Source organism: Acidovorax sp. (assembly GCF_046291265.1).
GTDB lineage: Bacteria > Pseudomonadota > Gammaproteobacteria > Burkholderiales > Burkholderiaceae_C > Acidovorax.
Window position 1 is genome coordinate 1 of sequence record NZ_JBKBTV010000078.1, and the last position, 18,542, is coordinate 18,542.

13 protein-coding genes are annotated in these 18,542 nt (G+C 63.1%); 3 read left to right on the forward strand and 10 right to left on the reverse strand.

Translation table 11 applies throughout. The features are described 5' to 3' along the window. Window positions 1-195: 195 nt before the first annotated feature. Entirely contained in the window at window positions 196-1,020 is an 825-nt protein-coding gene (locus ACK41V_RS20955) for an undecaprenyl-diphosphate phosphatase (RefSeq protein WP_409785237.1), read from the forward strand. Between the two features lie 193 nt (window positions 1,021-1,213). Next, window positions 1,214-2,545, forward strand: coding sequence for a diguanylate cyclase domain-containing protein (locus tag ACK41V_RS20960; RefSeq protein WP_409785259.1), 1,332 nt, complete (start codon window positions 1,214-1,216; stop codon window positions 2,543-2,545). A gap of 12 nt (window positions 2,546-2,557) precedes the next feature. On the opposite strand, the gene ACK41V_RS20965 is transcribed toward ACK41V_RS20960, so the two are convergent. From ACK41V_RS20965 to ACK41V_RS20995, 7 genes are all read right to left on the reverse strand, one after another. Further along, window positions 2,558-4,042: an FAD-binding oxidoreductase gene (locus ACK41V_RS20965; RefSeq protein WP_409785239.1), complete on the reverse strand. Its 1,485-nt coding sequence runs from the start codon at window positions 4,040-4,042 to the stop codon at window positions 2,558-2,560. 121 nt (window positions 4,043-4,163) lie between these two features. Then, a complete protein-coding gene (locus tag ACK41V_RS20970; RefSeq protein WP_409785241.1) occupies window positions 4,164-5,942 on the reverse strand; it encodes a diguanylate cyclase domain-containing protein in 1,779 nt (592 codons plus the stop codon). 130 nt (window positions 5,943-6,072) lie between these two features. After that, window positions 6,073-7,794 carry a diguanylate cyclase domain-containing protein gene (locus ACK41V_RS20975; RefSeq protein WP_409785243.1) on the reverse strand — a complete coding sequence of 574 codons (1,722 nt, stop codon included), beginning with the start codon at window positions 7,792-7,794 and terminating at the stop codon, window positions 6,073-6,075. A gap of 77 nt (window positions 7,795-7,871) precedes the next feature. Continuing rightward, window positions 7,872-9,344 (reverse strand): oxygenase MpaB family protein, encoded by a 1,473-nt coding sequence (locus tag ACK41V_RS20980; RefSeq protein WP_409785245.1) that lies wholly within the window; start codon window positions 9,342-9,344, stop codon window positions 7,872-7,874. Then, complete coding sequence (locus ACK41V_RS20985) at window positions 9,341-10,162, reverse strand: carotenoid biosynthesis protein (protein WP_409785247.1); 822 nt, start codon at window positions 10,160-10,162, stop codon at window positions 9,341-9,343. The genes ACK41V_RS20980 and ACK41V_RS20985 overlap by 4 nt, the downstream gene beginning before the upstream one ends. Before the next feature lie 190 nt (window positions 10,163-10,352). After that, entirely contained in the window at window positions 10,353-11,174 is an 822-nt protein-coding gene (locus ACK41V_RS20990) for an alpha/beta hydrolase (RefSeq protein ID WP_409785248.1), read from the reverse strand. Window positions 11,175-11,403: 229 nt separating this feature from the next. Next, window positions 11,404-12,231, reverse strand: coding sequence for a peptidase (locus tag ACK41V_RS20995; protein WP_409785250.1), 828 nt, complete (start codon window positions 12,229-12,231; stop codon window positions 11,404-11,406). Window positions 12,232-12,551: 320 nt separating this feature from the next. Between ACK41V_RS20995 and ACK41V_RS21000 the strand changes: the two genes are divergently transcribed. Further along, the gene (locus ACK41V_RS21000) at window positions 12,552-13,751 is read left to right on the forward strand and encodes an alpha/beta hydrolase family protein (protein ID WP_409785251.1); all 1,200 of its coding nucleotides are present in this window, start codon (window positions 12,552-12,554) and stop codon (window positions 13,749-13,751) included. A 63-nt stretch (window positions 13,752-13,814) separates the two neighbouring features. Here the strand turns inward: ACK41V_RS21000 and ACK41V_RS21005 are convergent, their stop codons facing one another. From ACK41V_RS21005 to mutS, 3 genes are all read right to left on the reverse strand, one after another. Beyond that, on the reverse strand, window positions 13,815-15,341 hold the full coding sequence (locus ACK41V_RS21005) for a type IIL restriction-modification enzyme MmeI (protein ID WP_409785253.1): 1,527 nt from the start codon (window positions 15,339-15,341) through the stop codon (window positions 13,815-13,817). Further along, a complete protein-coding gene (locus ACK41V_RS21010) occupies window positions 15,338-16,891 on the reverse strand; it encodes a DNA methyltransferase (protein WP_409785255.1) in 1,554 nt (517 codons plus the stop codon). Before ACK41V_RS21010 ends, ACK41V_RS21005 begins: the two co-directional genes overlap by 4 nt. 58 nt (window positions 16,892-16,949) lie before the next feature. Further along, window positions 16,950-18,542, reverse strand: a 1,593-nt coding sequence (gene mutS / locus ACK41V_RS21015; protein WP_409785257.1) for a DNA mismatch repair protein MutS, incomplete at its 5' end; no start/stop codon positions are given.

Consider the following 18,542-nt stretch of genomic DNA (forward strand, 5'->3'; position numbering starts at 1 on the left):
AGCTGCAGGTCGAGCGGCAGCTCGCAGCCGTCACGCTGGTCCAGGCGCTGGGGGGCGGATGGCAGGCTCCTTGGCAGGCTGGCCCTGGCGGATAATCCACAACGGCCGGGGCGTTTGCTCCTGTTTTGATAGCTGATGGCGCTTTATTTATAAGCGCTAGAGGCCATTTTGGATCATATTTCTGAAGGAACACGCGTGGACGTTGTATTGCTGGTCAAAGCCGCCATCATGGGGATCGTCGAGGGGCTGACCGAGTTTTTGCCTATTTCATCCACGGGCCACCTGATTCTGGCGGGGGCCTTGCTGGGGTTTGACGATGCCAAAGCCAAGGTGTTCGACATTGCCATCCAGACGGGCGCGATCTTCGCGGTGATCTTGGTGTACTGGCAAAAAATACGTGCAACGGTGGTGGCGCTGCCGACCGAGCGCCAGGCGCAGCGATTTGTGCTGAACGTGCTCATCGGGTTTCTGCCTGCCGTGGTGCTGGGGTTGCTGTTTGGCAAGGCCATCAAGGCGCACCTGTTCACGCCCGTGGTGGTCGCCAGTACGTTCATCATCGGTGGCTTCATCATTTTGTGGGCAGAGCGGCGCGCACCGTCGGCAACCCGCATCGAGTCGGTAGACGATATGACGCCGCTGGACGCGCTGAAGGTAGGCCTGGTGCAGTGTCTTGCCATGGTGCCGGGCACCAGCCGCAGCGGCGCCACCATCATCGGAGGCATGCTGCTGGGCCTGTCGCGCAAGGCGGCCACGGACTACTCGTTTTTTCTGGCCATTCCCACGCTGATCGGGGCCGGGGTTTACAGCTTGTACAAAGAGCGTGCATTGCTGTCGGTGGCAGACATTCCGATGTTTGCGACGGGGCTGGTGTTTTCGTTCATCAGCGCCTGGGTTTGCGTGCGGTGGTTGTTGCGCTACATCAGCAGCCACAGTTTTGTGCCATTTGCGTACTACCGCATCGTGTTCGGGATCATTGTGTTGGTGACCGCGTGGACGGGATGGGTGCAGTGGGCGGATTGAAGCCTGTTCCCACTATGTGTTGCGGGGCGTCGGTGGCACACAAGGGGGCCACCGAGTGATTTGCGATAGTGATAAGCTGCCATTGACACACTGTTACCCCTAGCAGGGCAGCCCGCGCTTTCTGAGCGCAAGACGAGAAAACGTCGGGTTGCTTCCCTTGTTGATGTCCACTCCCTCCGGGGGCATTCACCGCATGATGCAAGACGAGCCTGAGTTGTTGCATAACTCGCCAGCAGATCGCAAGGACACCTGGTCCAAGGCGGAGTTGCTGGACCTGATCTCACGGAGCGCGGGCGCGACCATGGCTGTGGTGGACCGCAGTCTGGTCGTGATTTACGTCAACGAGGAGTATTCGCGGTGGTTTGGCACCACGCCGCAGCAGCTGATCGGCAAGACAATCGTTGAGGTGTACGGCGAGCAGGACACCGCCCGTTTTATGCCGTTTGTCGAGCGGGTGTTGCGCGGAGAGCGCGTGCAATACCAGCGCATGCTGCACACCCCCTATGGCGTAGATGAATGGCGCACCATTTGCATGACACCTTGGCACAACGCGCAAGGCGCCATCGATGGCTTCATCGCCACGGCCCTCGATGTGCATGAATTGCAAGTGACCATGAACGCGCTGCGCTCTGCGAACCAGCGGCTTTCGTCACACATGGAAAACAGCCCCCTGGCCGTGGTGGAAATGGATCACAAGCTGCAGTTGCTGCATTGTTCGCAGCGCGCGGTGCAACTGATGGGATGGTTGCATGTGGCCGGACTGGAAGGCCGACTGCTCACTGAAGTGCTGGCATTGGCGTCTAACGATGACAGCCTTCCACTGGCCCTGCAGCGCCTGCAGTCTGGCGAGGAGTCCCAGAACCGCGCGGAGACCTGTTTCGTGCGCGAGGATGGCACCGAGGTGCACTGCGAATGGTTCAATTCCGCGCTGACGGACGAGGGTGGCCAAGTGACCTCGATCATGGCGTTGGTGCAAGATGTTTCCGCCAAGATCCAGATCGCGCGCCAGCAGCACTACCTGGCCAATCACGATTCATTGACGGGGTTGCTGAACCGCGCGGCGTTCCAAAGTCGCCTCGAAAAGTCTCTGGCCCAGGCGCAGCAAAGTGCCGGTGCCGTGGCGCTGCTGTTTATCGATCTGGATGGATTCAAGCGCGTGAACGATACCGAAGGCCACCACGCGGGCGACGAGGTACTGCGCATCGTCGCGACGCGCATCGCCAGCACGGTGCGAGCCGGTGACACTATCGCGCGGCTGGGTGGAGATGAATTTCTGGTCATGCTGGACCGCGAGGTCACCCGCGATGTGACCGACAACATTGGTCACCGCATTATTGAAGCGCTGCACCAACCCATGACGGTGGAGGGGCGCGATCTGCACATAGGCGCCAGCATTGGGGTGGCGCTCAACCCCCCGCTGGAGAGCGATATTGAGGCGCTGATGAGTCGCGCTGACCAGGCCATGTATTCGGCCAAGCGCGCAGGCAAGGGGCGCTTGCACTACGCACAGGCCGTTTGCTCTTGATGGTTGGCGCTGCTACGCCAAAGGCAGCGTGACGCTCTGCTGGAAGTGGAAAAAATTGGTGGGATCGTACCGCGCCTTGACCTGCTGCAAACGCGGATAGGCAGGGCCCCAATAGGCGTTGGCAAAGTCTTTCAGACTCGCGTCGGGGTAGTTTTGGTACACATGCCCGTTCATGAAGTCCTTGAACTGGTGCATGAACTTTGCAAGCCAGGCTTCCATCGTCGCGCGTTCTGCGGGGTTGGTCCAGAACACATCCACCACCAAGTCAGCATCTACGTTGCGGTGGATGAATGCGCTGTCGGCCACGGGGTAGCGGTTGATGGCGCCGCCATAGGGTTCCAGGTAGGCCAGCGAATAGGCGTTGGGTGATGTCTTGAAAAAATTGATGATCTTTTGCCAGTCCTCTGGGGTCAGGGCGGCGCTGATGTAGCCGCTGGCTTTGCTTTCGGCGACGCCGTCCGGCAGGTTGTCGGGCAGGGTGTACGGGTGGTCTTCCAGCCAGCGGTTCATGTCCGTGTAGGTGCCCGTCTTGTCCACCAGCAATTGAGCGCTGGGAATGGCCAGCAGGGGCGCAATAGCCGCGAGGCCCGCTTCACGCGTGCCGCAGAACATGCCTTGCACCATGTAGACCGGCACACCGTTTTGGTAGCCCAGATTCATCATGTACCCGAGCGCGTCGGGCGCCCCGGTTTTCATGAACCCCTGCTGCATCATTGTGAGCACCTGCGCCGCATGGGCCTCGTCCCAGCTGATGGACCACGCCCAGACCTGATCAAGTCGGAACATGCGGTAGGTGACCTGCAGAAGCACCCCAAAATTGCCCCCCGTGCCGCCCCGCATGGCCCAGAAGAGATCGGGGTGTTCGTTGGCACTGGCAGTGACGATGGTGCCGTTGGCCAGTGCAACGCGGAACGACTCCACCAGATCGCTCTGAATGCCAAACTGGCGTGACGTGTATCCGTAGCCGCCACCCTGCACAAAGCCGCCAACGCGCACATTGCCGCACGCGCCTGTTGGCACATGCCAGCCGGTGTTGTTCATGGCACCGTTGAAATGATCGAAGTCGGTGCCGGGCCGCACATGGACGCGTTGATGGGGTGGGTCAAGCACCACACCCTGGATTTCACTCAAGTCCACCACCATGCCGCTGTTGACTGAATAGCCTGCCGTGCTGTGTCCGCCGGAGCGCACAGCCACCCACAGGCGGTAGGTGCGGGCGACTGCCAGGCATTCCAGCACATCGTTTTCGCAGGCGCAGTACACGATGATTTCAGGATAGGACTGGAACGCGGGGTTGGATTCCTGTCGGGCCTTGTTGTAGTCGGGGCTTGAGGGCAGAACGACACGGCCCACCAGCATGCTCTCCAGAGCGGCGACTGCCTCCCAGGTCAGCGTGGCGCCCGGAGCGTCGCTGGCCGAGTTTTGTGCTGAAAGCGACTGAAAGTGCGCAACACGCGCGTCTTTGGCAATGCGGGCGGGGCTTTTGCGATGGGCCATGGGAAACGATCCTTCATGAAAAACGCGAAGCCCCGTGTTTAACCCAAGCCGAGCCGTTTGACCAGTTTGCAATGGCCCGCTTGACGCGTCGAGGTTTGTCCGCCGAGCTGCGCGAGTTAACTCAGGTGGACGACAAGGCCAGGTCACCCGTGTTGCGGCGCACGCAGAACTTGCCTCCTTGTTTGCCGCTGTACATGGCAGCGTCTGCCAGCTTGAGCAGCCCCACGGCGTCATTGCTGTCATGCGGGGCAATGGCGTAGCCAATGGTCAAACCCACTTGCACCTTGATGTCACCCAATGAAAACGGGGAGCGGAACGCGTCGAGCAACTTCTGTCCCAGCTCCTCGGCCTGCTGCGTGCTGCTCAGGTGTCCGGTCATCACCACAAACTCGTCACCCCCTAACCGCGCCACCACATCGCTCTGGCGCACGTGGCCTTGCAGGCGCCGGGTCACGGCAATCAGCAGTTCGTCGCCGACATCGTGTCCGTGCTGGTCATTGACGGGCTTGAAACCGTCAAGGTCCATCACATAAACGGCCAGCAGCTTTTCGGGACCACAGCGCGAAAGTGCCGATGCCAGCGCGATGCTCAGTCCGCGCCGGTTGGGAAGGCCTGTCAACGGGTCGGTGTGGGCCAGCGAGTGCATGACATCCCGCTCGCGGTTGGCGTCCAGCGCCTCCAGGCGCAGCGCCTTCGTGCGCAGGCCCAGCACACGCATGAACAACAGCATGTCCAGTGTTGCGCCAAACTGGAAGGAGTGCAGGGTCCAGAAATTCACGGGCACCAAGCCGTTGATCACACCGATGACGGTGGCGGTGGCTAAAAAGTAGATGAGCCAGGCCAGTAGGAGGCTGGTGCCCACACCGTCGCCCCGGATGGCGCGGCGAGCCGCGCCAGGAATGCCCATCAAAGCGGGCACCAGCCCCAGGATGCTGACGATGGCGGCGATGGCCCGCGTGGAGATCACGCCCAGCCCGTACGCCACGGCAATCAGCACACACAGCACGGCGCCACCACGCATGAAGCGCAGAAAGCGGCTGCCCGGTAGGTGCCCGGCAAGTGCCTGGCCGATGAAAAGGAACGAGCCACAGGTCGCCAGCAGGGCAGCAAGCCCCGCGACATGGACTTCATGCCAGAGGCTGTCGCTCCACAGATATTGGCGGCCCACCCCAAACAGATGCAGTGAGAACAGCAAGCTGCCCGATGTGAGCAGCGCATAGTGGATGAACAGCGGATCACGCAGGCTCAGCCACTGGGCCAAGCTGTACACCAACAGGCACAGAGCCAATCCAGTCAGCACGCCTTGAAGCATTTGCTCGTTGACTGCCTTGCTGAGCATGGCCGCTGGCTTGTGAAAGGAGATGGGCAGAATCATCGCGCCCTTGGTCTGGACGCGTATCAGCAATTCGTACGTCAGTCCCGGCAGCAGGTTCAGCGTGATGGCATGGGAGCGGCTTTGCAGAGGGCGCTGCGCATAGGGCAGCAGGCTGCCCAGGGTCGCCTGTTGCGTGACATAGCCGCCGGTCGTGAGGTAGACACCGATCTGGTTCAGATCGGCATGGTTGAGGTCCAGAATCCACTGGCCATCGGAGGACGTAGCCACCGTAAACGGAATGCGCAGCCACACCGCATCGGGCCTCACACCCAACGTAGCGCCCACGCTGGGGGTCGGCACGAACTGGTCGGTCCGAGCCAGCACATCTTGAACAGACAGTTGCAGGCTCGGGTCAATCAGCAGGGTGGCAGCGGGCCATGCATTGACCGTGGCCAAGTCATCACTCAGCAGCAAAGGGGCCGCACTGGCATGTGTCCAGGGGAAAAGAAGCACCGCCCACAGCACTGCGAGCCAGGTCAGAGGGCGCAACCGGAGCCAGGTTGGCAGAGCGATACGGCGGGGCATGGTGAAGAAGGTGACGGGTCAGTATAGGCAAGGCGCCGCGGCGGGAGGCTGTCGGCCGGGACCTTGGTGAACGCGTCCTTGGGGGCTCAACATAGTGCGGTGCAGCAGGGTCATGGGGTGTACACCTGTTTCACGATGACAGCGCCAATTCGCCGCTGTTGCGACGAAGAGAGTGTTTTCCGCCTTGTTTTCCGGCGTACATCGCTGCGTCTGCCAGGCGTATCAAGCCCTGCGGATCATCGTTGTCCAAAGGCGCCAGCGCATACCCAATGGTCAGCCCCACCGTCAGGCGCAGGTGGCTGAGCGTGAACGGTTGATCGAACGCGCGCAGCAGAGATCGGCCCAGCTCTTCCGCGTCTTCGGGCTTTTCAAGATGGCAGGCCATGATGATGAACTCGTCGCCCCCCAGCCTGGCCACCATATCAGTCTGATGGCGCACATTGGCTTGTAGCCGATGGCCCACCGCCACCAGCAGGTCATCGCCCACGTCATGGCCGTAGGAATCGTTGATGGGTTTGAAACCGTCAAGGTCCAACAGGTACACCGCCACCAGATTGCGCGGCGAGCAATGGGCCAATGCCGCCCGCAGTGCGTGCTGCAGGCCCCTCCGGTTGCTCAGGCCGGTGAGCGGGTCACTGTGTGCGAGCGAGTGCATGATGTCGCGCTCGCGCAGGACTTCTTGCGCCTCCATTCGCATGGCTTTTGCGCGCAGCCCCATAACCCGCAGAAACAGCAGCATGTCCAACGTGGCGCCTAACTGGAACGAGTGCAGCGTCCAGAAGTTGGCGGGCAGCCAGCCTTGCACCAGGCACACCATGACCATCGCAGCCACTCCGTAGGCCGTCCAGGCCATCATCAGGGTGACGCCGATGGGGTCTTTCTGCCGCACCCGTGCGATGGCGGCGGGCAGGCTGATGATGGAGGGCACGGGGCCCACCAGGCTCATGTAGGCGACGGCGATGGCCGGGCTGACCACGCCGAGCGCAACGCCTGCGCAAACCGCCAGAGTGATGGCGCCGCCCACGCGCATGGTGAGCGCATAGAGGCGGCTGCGCGTGTCGGCCAAAGCGGCACCCAGAAAGAGGAACGATCCCGCCAGCGCCAACAGCCCGGCGACCAGGCCCGCATTCCGCCCCATCCACGCATTGCCCGTCCAAAGATACTGGGCGCCAATGCCAAAGAACTGCAGCGAGAAGCCCGCGCTGCCCAGCACCACCAGCGCATAAAAACCAAACAGACGCTCACGCTGCGTAGCCCACTGCGCCAGGCTGTAGACCAGCAGGCACAGCGCCAGCCCGTTGAGCAGGCCCTGCAGCATCTGCTCGCGCAGAACCTCGCGCATGTGGTGGGGCGTCTCGCTGAGCGTGATGGGCAGGATCAGCGGCCCCGTGGCCTCTACCCGCAGCAGCAGGTCGTACATCTGCCCGGCCGTCAGGGCGAATTCCATCGTGGGCGTGCGGCTGAAGGTCTCCGGCCGACCCTCTGGGCGCGTGCTGATGTGCTGGATGACTTTGCCGCCGCTGGTAAGGTAAATATCGGAGTGCAGCGAGTTGTAGCCGATATCGACCACCCAGGAAGTGCGAGGCGCGTCGGGCGCGATGATGGGAATGTGCAGCCACATGGCCGCCTTGCGCACGCCCAGTGTGCCGCCGCGTTGGGCGGGCGCCTCGAATTCGTCCAGCCGTCCCAGCATGTCATCCACCGACAGCTTGTAGGTCGCATCGGCCTTAAGCGTGATGGCTTCCCAGGCATTCACGTGGGGCCGGTCCTGCGTCAGCACCAGGGGCTCTCCCGCCTGCGCACTCAAGGGCAGGGCCACCGGTACGAGCAGGCAAAGCAGGGTGGATGCCACACCGCAATGCGTGCGCCATAGCCGGGCCAGCATCAGGAGGGCGCAGAACAGCGGGTACATCGGCGTGGGAGCGATGGCTACGTGGTTTGCTGCGCCTGGGCAGTGCGCGCGGCCTGGGCATTCGGGGCCAGGCCCGCGCTCCAGCTGCCGTGGGTGGTCAGCTTGTCTTCCATGCGGTTCAACCAACGCGGGGCCTTGGGATCATCGCTCCAGCTGTGCATCACGTCGTCCACCTGGTTGAGCAGCTCTGTGGGCAGTTGCAGGGGGCGTGTCTGGCTCATCAGCACCCGGCTCATGAAGTGGTAGCCCAGGATCCGGGTGAGCGTTCGCACAATGGAAAAACGGGGCAGTCTCCAGCGCACCAGGATGTCAATGGCGCGCGCCACCAGCAGCACGCCCCAGAACAGCAGGGCAGACGACCAGGGAACCGGCTGCGTCAGGCCCAGATCGTTGGCCGTGGCACGCCCGCACAGATAGCGGGTCATGAGCTGCGGAAACGGCTTCACGATGTTCCACGGCAGCGCTTTTTCCATGGTCCGCATCAAAGCCTGACCGAGTGCGGGACGGGGGTCGGGCGTCACAGGTTCTGCACGGCCCCGGGCCTGCATCCGTGCCATCAGGGCTTCGGCCTCGTCCATGGTGTCCACCATCAGCGAGCGCTCGATGCCCAGGATGTGGCCCACCACGTTCCAGGCATGCAGATAGGCCTCTTCGTCCTTTGCCCGCAGGCCAATGCCCAGGCGGCGCAGACTGCGCAAAAAAACATAACCAAACGTGAGCAAGGTGTAGGCCAGCTCTTCCTGGTTGCAGGGCAGGCCATTGCCTTTCAGGTTCCAGCCGCGGGCATACAGTGTCTGGAACATGGCCTGGCGCCCGCCCTGGGTCGGCAGGGCCTGCGGTGCGATGTGGCCTGCACCGCCTGCCAGCAACTGCGCGACGGCGCTTTGGGGGCTGCCATGCAGGATCAGGTTGCGAATGGTGGCGTGGATCAGCCGGACCTTCAGCACCTGCGCCACGCCCGCACCGCGTTCGCCCATGCCGCCATGCATCATCACCGGGAAGATCATCGCAGCGGTGGACCGGATGCGGTACTCGGCGTTCTGCTCCAGCTGGCCAGACGTGTGCAGCACGCTCGACAGGTCCGGAATCACATAACACTCGGGCAGGCTGGCGCAAAACAGCAGGATGCACGACAGCGCACCGTGCTCCATGAACAGCTTCTCGGCGCGCTCGATCTTGGCGGCATCGGCCCAGGGCGGCAGTACCTGGGCGGTCTGCACGTAGTCGTTCAAGGCCTTGGACATCGCAGCGTCCACACCTTTACCCTGTGCGGTCCACCCCACCAGGCTGGCGTTGTCTGCCCACTGGCCAAAGAGGTGGTTCACAGTGTCGATGCGCGCCCATTGCGGTGCGTCCGCCGCCACATCGCCTTCAGGCCAGTCGCCCAGGATGTCGGCAATGGTTTTGTCGGCCAGGGGGTCGGCATGGTGCTGCATGCCCGCCAGGGTGGCGTCCGATACGGGGGCTGTGCGGGACTCGCTCTGGCTCATACGCTGGCCTTTGCAGGCGCTGTCCAGCGCTGGTAGCCTGCCAGCGCGCACAACAGGGGAATGCCCATTGCAAACGGCGCAATCGAGCGGATTTCCACGGGGTTGCCAAACATCATCTGAAACACCATGTTGCTTCCATACAGCGCCAGCGGGACCAGCGCATGGCGCCGCAAAAACGGGCTGCTGGGCTGCAATGCCAGTTTGCGCACCGACATGCGAAAGCTGAAGAGGATGACGAAAGACACGAAAACCCAGCCAAAAAAGCCCTGAACCGTCTCGCCAAACCACGCACCATCGGTCTTGGTCATGATCCAGGCCTTCAGGGTGTAGACAAGATACGGGTCGGCGCCCAGATCAAACGCGGTGACGATCATCGCCGCCAGAAATGACAACATGGCGGCATGGCCGACACCCCGCGTGCCGTCGACGGGGCTCTGCCACACGATCAAATTGGTGATCACGTAGCACGCATAGGTCAACGAAAACCACATCAACGGGATGACCATGGGCACGTCGCCCAGCCGGGGCCCCAGCACCTCGGTGTAGGTGTAATGGCCAAAGAACCAGCCACGGGACGACCCCATCTGCTCGGCGAACCAGCCAAAGCTCACCGCAATCAGCACAAACTGCAGCGTGGGCCGCACGCCCAGCAAGTGGGTGGCACTGGCCCAGCAGCAGGCAAACATGATGACCGAGGCAATCACCAACGCGATGGTGGTGTCGTTGTGCGTGCGCACCGCCATGGTGATGAGATAACCGGCCAGCAGCACATAGGTGAGCACGGGCAGGCGCGAGGCAGATGGAGGCAAAGCGGGCATGTAAGGTGTTTCACGCTGTAACAATTCCGCCAGTGTAGGGGATTGCCCCTTTGCAGGCGAACCTTGTTTGCCCTGATAGGCGGCTTTCTCTGCAGTGCTTTTCCGGACGTTGCGGGGAAGAGTCTGGTGCTATATCGCACGCAACGCCCGCCAACCTCCCAAACTCACAAAACCTCGACGCTGGAGCGCTTCAGCGCTTGACCGGGTGAATCGACGCCAGATTGAGCAGCGCCGCTTCCATCGCCGCCGCCGTCGCCAACGGTTGCTCCATGGGAAACAAGTGGCTGCCATCCAGCATCATGGTGCGGCCCTGGGTGATGCGCAGCGTCATGGCCATGCCCACCTGTTTCATCTCGTCCGAATCCCGCCCGCCGATAAAAGCCGCCGGGCATTGCAGCGGGTGGGTGCTCAGCAGGCGGCCCAGGTTGTGGGGCAAGGTGTTGTAGATGGCGGTTTCCACGGCGCGGTCAAAGCCCAGCACACGTTTGCCTTCGTGGTCCTGCAGTCCGTGGGTGATGTAGTCCTGCAGCACCTCGGGGTGCCAACGCGCAAAGCTCTTTTTCTTGCGAAAGTGTTCCAGCGCTTCTTCGTTGCTGGCCCAGCTAAAGCGCCGCTGGCGGCTGACCTTGCCCGGTGAGATGGAGCCCACCACTTGCGTGCGCTTGGCCATGCCCAGTGCGTTGGCCTTCCAGCCCCCGATCAGCGGAGAGTCGATCAACAACACGCCCCGCACCAGCTCGGGGTGGCGGGCCGCAGCCATCACGCTCAAAAAGCCGCCCAGCGAGTGCCCGACCAGAAACACCGGCTCGCCCAGGCGCTCCACCCGTGCGGTGGCGAAGTCCGCCAATTGCTGCACCAGGTGCGGCCAGTTGTTGGACACCGGGTATTGCGGGTCGTGCCCGTAGCGATCCACGGCGCTCACAACAAACCCACGGGATTTGAGGTGTTTGAAGAGCAGGCGGTAGGTGCTGGCCGGAAAACTGTTGCCGTGCGAGAAAACGATGGGGAGCATGAAAAGCGTAGAAGGCATTCACGACCAGAAGGTGGGTGGGCGGCCACTGCGGCCCCCACCCAACGCCTGAGAGGCTGAGAGTTTTTTAGCCGAGCCCGAAAGGCGCGCGAAAACGCCTTGGATCTAGGCGCAAAGCACAGCCATAGCTCGGGCTATGGCGAGCATTTGCAACGACGAGCCGGGGCGTTTTGGCGTGCAAGGCGGGCATGGATAAAAGATTCTCAGGCTCTCAGATCAGCCGGTCCGTGGGGTTGGTGATTTTCTTGAGCGGCTTGCTGCGCGATGGGTTCACCAGGATGGGCACTTCGGTAGAACCACCGCCCCAGGCGGGGTCTTCAATGCTGTCAAACACCTGGCGCAGCTTTTGGCCCCAGCTGTCGTGCAGCATCCGAAAGTAGGGGTTGTGCTCGTCGATGCAGATGATCTTGTCGGTGGCAAAGCGGTCTGCTTCGTACACCACCAGGTCCAGCGGCAGGCCCACCGACAGGTTGGACTTGAGCGTGCTGTCCATCGAAACGAGGGCGCATTTGGCGGCTTCGTCCAGCGGGGTTTCGGGTGTCAGTACGCGGTCCAGCACGGGTTTTCCGTACTTCGACTCGCCCACCTGAAAGTACGGCGTCTCCGTGGTGGCTTCGATGAAGTTGCCCGCCGAGTAGACCTGGAACAGGCGCATGCCTTCGCCCTTGATCTGGCCCCCAAACACCATGGACACATTGAAGTCCACGCCCGACCGCTTGAGCGCGGCGCCGTCGCGTTCGTGCACATGGCGCACCGCAGCGCCCAGCACGCGGGCGGCTTCGAACATGCTTTTCGCGTTCCAGATCGTGATGGCCTCGCCAGACTCTCCGTCCTTGATCTGTTCGTTCTGGAGGATCTCGCGCACGGATTGCGAGATGGACAGGTTGCCCGCCGACAACAGCACCATGAAACGGTCGCCCGCCTTTTCATAGACCATCATCTTGCGGAAGGAACTGATCTGGTCCAAACCGGCGTTGGTGCGAGAGTCGGACAAGAAAACCAGTCCGGCATTGAGTTTGATGGCGACGCAATACGTCATGAGAAGAGTGGAGTTTTTATAAGGAGGGGAACCGGCGAGTTTAGTCCGGCGCGGGACAAACCCTCGCACGGGCCATTAAGGACGCACTCTGGCCCTCCCGGGAAGATTTTTCAAAATTAATAGCTATCAGCGCTTATGGGATAAGCGCTAGAGGCCAATTTGACTCATATTTTGGAGGAGCCGCCTTCGTGCATGTCTTGTGCGGGGCGGCCCCACGCAGCTGTGTGCGCTGAGGGCTATTGCGCACAGGCACACAGCGCGGGCGTGTCGGTTTTATCATCCAGCGCTTCACTTCGAAGGCCTCTGCTGTGTTGACCCCCATGATCTCGTCCGTCACCCGCCGCGCCTGGGCGCTGGCCCTCGTTACAACGCTCGCCACACTCGCAGCCTGTGGGGGTGGCAGTGACTCTGCTGCCAACGACCCCCTGCCCGAACCCACGCCCACCCCCGCGCGTTCTGGCCAGCTCGAATCCGCCTCTTTGCTCGGCGCCATACCGGCCGCCGACATCACCGCTGCGCTGGCTTCTGAGGAGTCGCTGGCCGAAGGTGTGGTGCCGCGCTACGCCGTCACCTCGTACCGCCTCGAATACCTCACCACCGACGCCGACGGCAAAGAGGTGCGCGCCTCGGGCCTCGTCAGCGTGCCGCAAAAGCCTGCGGGTTCCAAAAGCCCGGTGCTCAGCTACCAGCACGGCACCATCTTTCGCGATGCCGAAGCGCCCAGCAACAACGCGGTGGCGTCTGAAGTGGCGGTGGTGCTGGCATCGCTGGGCTACATCGTGCTGGCGCCCGACTACGTGGGCTTTGGTGCCTCCAAGGGCACACCGCACCCCTATTTGCTGTCGACCCCCTCGGCAGCCGCCACGGCTGACTTTTTGACTGCTGCCCGCACCTGGCGCGGTCAGGCCAACGTGGCGGACAACGGCCAACTCTTTTTGACCGGTTATTCCGAAGGGGGCTACGTCACCATGGCCACGCACCGCGCGTTGCAGACGGGCGGTTCGCCCCACTTGCAACAGCTGCGTTTGGTGGTGGCGGGCGCCGGGCCGTACAACGTGCAGACCACCATGGACGGTTTGGTGGACGTGGTGCGCGACGAGCAGCCCGTGATCGGAGCGCTCATCAACCCCGGCTTTCTGCGCTACCTGGGCGGCAGCGTGCAGCGCGAGGTGCGCCGCCTGCTGCTGCGTGCGCTGATTCCGGGCGATGCGGATGTGGCCTACGACATCCGTTTCATCGACCGTTTTCTGGCCGACGATGTGCGCGCCCTTGACGAAATCAGCAGCGTGTACGACTACAAACCCAACGTGCCCGTGCGCCTGTACCACGGCCGCAACGACCGCACCGTGCCCTACGCCAGTTCGGTCGACACCCTGCGCGCCATGCAGCAACGGGGCGCAGGCGATCTGGTCAGCCTGACCGAGTGCCGCGCGCAACCCGTTGCCGGACACCTCGAATGTGTGCCACCGTTCATCACCTTCATGCTGGGGCAGCTGGCGCCTGTGGTGCAGGACCTGTAAACCCTGCCTCCGTTCCGGTCAGACCCGGTCCACCCGGCGGCCGTTGCCGGCATCGAGCGCATGTCAGGCCCCTGGAAGGGTGCTGCGCTGCAGGTTCAGCGCCAGCAGGCGGCGCAGGATTTCGTCATCGGGCATGTCCGCTGTGTAGTCGGCCCAGCCATAGGCCGCTGCCACGGCGGTGTCCAGCTGCGCATGGGCTGCGGCCAGCCAGGCGGGGCGCTGGTTGTACAGGTTGGTCAGCGTGCGCTTGGCCAGTTCTTTTTCGAACCCCGCCCTGGGCAGGGTGCGGTCGGGGTAGGGCGATGTGGCCAGGCCCAGCGGCACCACTTCGGGCACGGTGTGTGTCCATTCGGGCGGGTTCAGCCAGGCTTGGCGCAGGGTGTTCAGGCGCTGCGCAGCCAGCGCGATGGCGGTGGCCGCTTGGCGGGTTGGTATGGTTTTGATAGCTGCTAGCGCTTTATTGGCGGGCGCTAGAGCCTGTTTTGGCTTTGAATCCACTCCCGGCAAGGCATCCGGGAGGTCAGCCGGAATCAGTGCGCCACCGTCCACCGTTTCGGTGCGCTGGTGCGCGGTATCCAAGGGGGTAAGGCCTGCGGGGAAGGGGAAGGTTTCGAAGCAGGTGGTGGGGGTGTAGCGGGGGCGGTCTTCCAGCGATGTGCCCATGCGAAGTGACCAGAGTTCGTGGAAGCGGCTGTGCAGGATGCCGAAGGTGGTGTCGTCGGCGCGGGCGACGGTGATCAGCGCCTGATCGGGCGATGTGGTCACCGGGAGCCAGACGAAGAACCGGTGCTTGGAATGCGCCACGGTAGCGATAAAGCGAGGCAGCGTTTTCAACGCTGCGCGCAATTCCACGCGGGGGCGGCCAAACCGCCACCAATGCAAGCGCAGTGCTGCCTCTGATTTGGTGATGCGCTCTGACTTGATGTGCCCCGTGACGTAGGCAAAAGGCAGTTCATACAACGCGGCTTCGGTTTCGGTCAGTTCGTTGCCGAAATCGATGATCCACTGGTGCTGAGGCCCCCGGCTCAGCTCAAACCCATTGGCCCAGGGTTTGAGCACGTCGCTGTTGGGACGCCCATGCGGGTTGGGCTGCTGCAGCCACTCCCTGGCCAACGCGGCGTCGATTTCAAATTTGGCTTTTTTGGATGCACCCTGAAAGCTGGCGGCCAAGTTGGCGGGCAGCACCTGCGCCAGCCCGAGGTTGAGCGAATCGCCTGCGGTGGCTGGTGCAGTCAGGTCGGCATAGATTTGTGGCACCTCGGCGCCGTTGAGGCGCGCGCCATCGCCTACGCCAAAGCACACCAGCGACACGCGGACGGCAGCTCCGTTGTTGATCCACGGCTCGTCGCTCCAGGCTTCGAAGATGCGGGTTTCTGCGCAGATTGCATCTAACACCTTGCGGTTGGCGCCGCCGCGAATCGAGTTGGTAGTGACCAGCCCGGCGCGTTGCAACTGGCCTGCTGCTATCTGTGCACGGGCCTTGTCGAACCAGTAGCACACCAGGTCGGCAGCGCCGGGGACGCGCGTGGCATACGCGGCATCCAGCGCGTGGATATAAGCCTCACCCAGTTCGCCGCGTTTGCGACTCACGCCCAAAAACGGCGGGTTCCCAATGACCACATCGGCACGGGGCCACGCGGCCTCTTGCAGTCCGTGGGATGCACCGAATTGGTGCAGGGGGGGGGGGTGAAGCTATTGGCCAACAGCGCATCGCGGCACTCGATGTGCTCCAGCGTGTCGAGCACCGGGTTGGTCTTGAACTCGTAGCCGTGCGCCAGGCGCCATTGCAGTTCGCCAATCCACACGGTCACGCGGGCCAGTTCGGCGGCGTATTCGTTCAGCTCGATGCCCAGCACGTTGTGCGGGCCGGTCACCAGGTCGGCCTCGCGGTCCAGGCCCAGCTCGGCGGCCTGCAGGTGGCTGTGGTGTTCCACATCTTTCAGGCACTTGAGCGCGAGGTACAGAAAGTTGCCGCTGCCGCAGGCCGGGTCGAGGGCGCGGTAGTGTTTCAACTCATCGAGCCAGGTGATGAACAGCGCGTGCGCTGCGCGGTAGTGCCTGTCGCCTTTTTTGGTGATTTTGGCCGCCAGCGCTTGTATCTGTTGCGCTACCAGCTCCCATTTTTGTAGCAATGGACGGCGTATGACCGGGCCAATCAGCCGCTCGATGGTGGCCGGGTCGGTGTAGTGCGCGCCCAGCTGGCTGCGTTTGGCGGGGTCAAGCCCGCGCTCGAACAGGGTGCCGAAGATGGAGACGTCGATGGCGCTCCAGTTCAGGTCGGCGGCGCGGCGCAGCTCGATCAGGTCTTGCGCGCTCAAGGGGGGCACGGCAATGGTCTGGAACAGGCCGCCGTTGAACCACGGAATATCGTCCACGCCATACAGGCCACCGTTTTGCATGGTGCCAAAGAGCTGCGTGAGGCCCTGCGTCAGCCGCTCGGGTGTGGCGTGTTTGTTGTTCACCAGCCGCTCGAACATGCGGCCGGGCAGCAGGCCCACGTCTTCGGCAAAAAAGCAGAACAGGCACTGCGTGAGAAAGTGCGCCACTTGGTTGGCACGCTGCTGCTGGCTGGCGATGTTTTCGCCGGGCGTGGCGCCGCGCTGGCGCAAACCTTCGGCCAGCGCGGCAAAGCTTTGGGCGGCGGCTTCGGTGATGTCGCGGTTGGTTTGCTTTGGCTTGAAGCTCTCGGGTGCCGTCCAGATGCGGCGCAGCAGGGCCAAATTGGCGGGCTGGTCCATCTCGGCAATGCGCACCTCGTGTGTAGCGCTGGGGTGGCCGGTGAACTGGGTGTGGATGCGAATGGTGAGCCGGTCAGACACCACCAGAATGGGCGGGTTGGAGAGCGCCAGGCTGTAGGTGAGCAGCTGTTTGAGCGCGGTGTCGAGGTTTTTGCCGGGCGCCTTGTTCTCCCACGCAAACACGCCGCGCATGAAAACGTCGGCATAACCCGTCTTGCCGCCAATGACAGCACTCTTTTCTTCAAACCGGTAGCCCTCAGTGCTGCCGGGCTTGGGCACATGGAGCAGTTCGCACAGGTCCAGAAAGTGGCTTTGCGCGCCTTGCTCTTCGTTAAGGGCGTAGGCGGGGCCGGGCACACCACCGGGCGCGCCCCATTTGGCGATGAAGTCTTGGGGGGTCATGGAAGGGGGTTGTGGCTGCGCTGTGGCGCAGGCGGAACGGGAAGGCTGGTGCGTTGCCTCACGGCCCCACCATCTTCTTGAGCTGGTACAGCGCATCCAGCGCCTCGCGCGGGCTGAGCTGGTCGGGGTGGATGCTGGCCAGCGCCGCTTCCAGCGGGCTGGAGCCCGCGCTCTCGGGCACCTCGGGCGCGGCGAACAGGTCCACCTGCAAATCATCTTCGCCTGCACGTTCCTCCAACGCCGCCAGCGCGTGGCGCGCGTGGTGCAGCACCGGCGAGGGCATGCCCGCCAGCTTGGCCACCTGAATACCGTAGCTGCGGCTGGCCGGGCCGGGCTGAATCTCGTGCAAAAAGACGATGTCCGTGCCTGACTCCGTGGCGCTCACATGCATGTTGATCGCGTGGCGCGCCTTGGCGGGCAGGTCGGTCAGCTCGAAATAGTGCGTGGCAAACAGCGTGAAGGCGCGGGTCTTGTCGTGCAGGTGCGTGGCGATGCCGCTGGCCAGGGCCAGGCCGTCGAACGTGCTGGTGCCCCGGCCGATCTCGTCCATCAGCACCAGGCTGTGGGGCGTGGCCGCGTGCAATATTTGCGCGGCCTCGGTCATCTCCAGCATGAAGGTCGATTGCGCGTTGGCCAGGTCGTCCGCTGCGCCGATGCGGGTGTGGATGGCGTCGATGGGGCCCAGGCGGCAGTTGGCGGCGGGCACATGGCTGCCCATGCTGGCCAGCAGCACGATCAGCGCCACTTGCCGCATATAGGTCGATTTACCCCCCATGTTGGGGCCGGTGATGACCTGCATGCGCGTGTTGGCGTTCAGCCGCGTGTGGTTGGCGATGAAGCTGCCGCTGGAAGTCTCGGCCAGGCGCGCTTCGACCACCGGGTGGCGGCCGCCTTCGATCTCGATGCAGGGCTCAGGCACAAACTGGGGCGCGCACCAGTTCAGCGTGAGCGAGCGCTCGGCCAGCGCGCACAACACATCCAGCGTAGCCAGCGCCTGCGCCAGGCGGGTGAGTGCGGGCACGTGGGGCTGCAGCTGGTCCAGGATTTGTTCGTACAACCACTTTTCGCGGGCCAGCGCGCGCTCATTGGCCGACAGGGCCTTGTCCTCAAAGGTTTTCAGCTCCGGCGTGATGAAGCGCTCGGCATTTTTCAGCGTCTGGCGGCGGCGGTAGTCGTCGGGCACGCGGTCGAGGTGGCTGCCGGTCACTTCAATATAGAAGCCGTGCACCTTGTTGAACTGCACGCGCAGGTTGGGGATGCCGGTGCGGGCTTTCTCGCGGGTTTCCAGGTCCAGCAGAAAGGCATCGCAATTGGTCTGGATGGCGCGCAGCTCATCCAGCTCGGTGTCAAAGCCGTTGGCGATCACGCCGCCGTCGCGGACCAGGGCGGCGGGCTCTTCGGCGATGGCAGCCTGCAGCAGACCGGTGCAGCCCTCGGGCGGCTGCAGATGACCGAAAATTTGAATCAAATAGGGCTCTAGCGCTTGTCCATTAAGCGCTAGTAGCTCTGCTTTTTGTAGCGTTCTGCCCAAGCCCACCAGTTCGCGGGGGCGCACCTGGCGCAGGGCGATGCGGGCGGTGATGCGCTCCACATCGCTCACGCCTTTGAGTTCGCCGCGCAGCAGTGCCCAGGGGCCGCTGCCGCCACCGGC

Coding starts and splice junctions, on each gene's coding strand:
- ACK41V_RS20960 (WP_409785259.1), top strand. CDS start 1,214: ATGATGCAAGACGAGCCTGAGTTGTTGCATAACTCGCCAGCAGATCGC.
- ACK41V_RS20965 (WP_409785239.1), bottom strand. CDS start 4,042: ATGGCCCATCGCAAAAGCCCCGCCCGCATTGCCAAAGACGCGCGTGTT.
- ACK41V_RS20970 (WP_409785241.1), bottom strand. CDS start 5,942: ATGCCCCGCCGTATCGCTCTGCCAACCTGGCTCCGGTTGCGCCCTCTG.
- ACK41V_RS20980 (WP_409785245.1), bottom strand. CDS start 9,344: ATGAGCCAGAGCGAGTCCCGCACAGCCCCCGTATCGGACGCCACCCTG.
- ACK41V_RS20985 (WP_409785247.1), bottom strand. CDS start 10,162: ATGCCCGCTTTGCCTCCATCTGCCTCGCGCCTGCCCGTGCTCACCTAT.
- ACK41V_RS20990 (WP_409785248.1), bottom strand. CDS start 11,174: ATGCTCCCCATCGTTTTCTCGCACGGCAACAGTTTTCCGGCCAGCACC.
- ACK41V_RS20995 (WP_409785250.1), bottom strand. CDS start 12,231: ATGACGTATTGCGTCGCCATCAAACTCAATGCCGGACTGGTTTTCTTG.
- ACK41V_RS21000 (WP_409785251.1), top strand. CDS start 12,552: ATGATCTCGTCCGTCACCCGCCGCGCCTGGGCGCTGGCCCTCGTTACA.
- ACK41V_RS21010 (WP_409785255.1), bottom strand. CDS start 16,891: ATGACCCCCCAAGACTTCATCGCCAAATGGGGCGCGCCCGGTGGTGTG.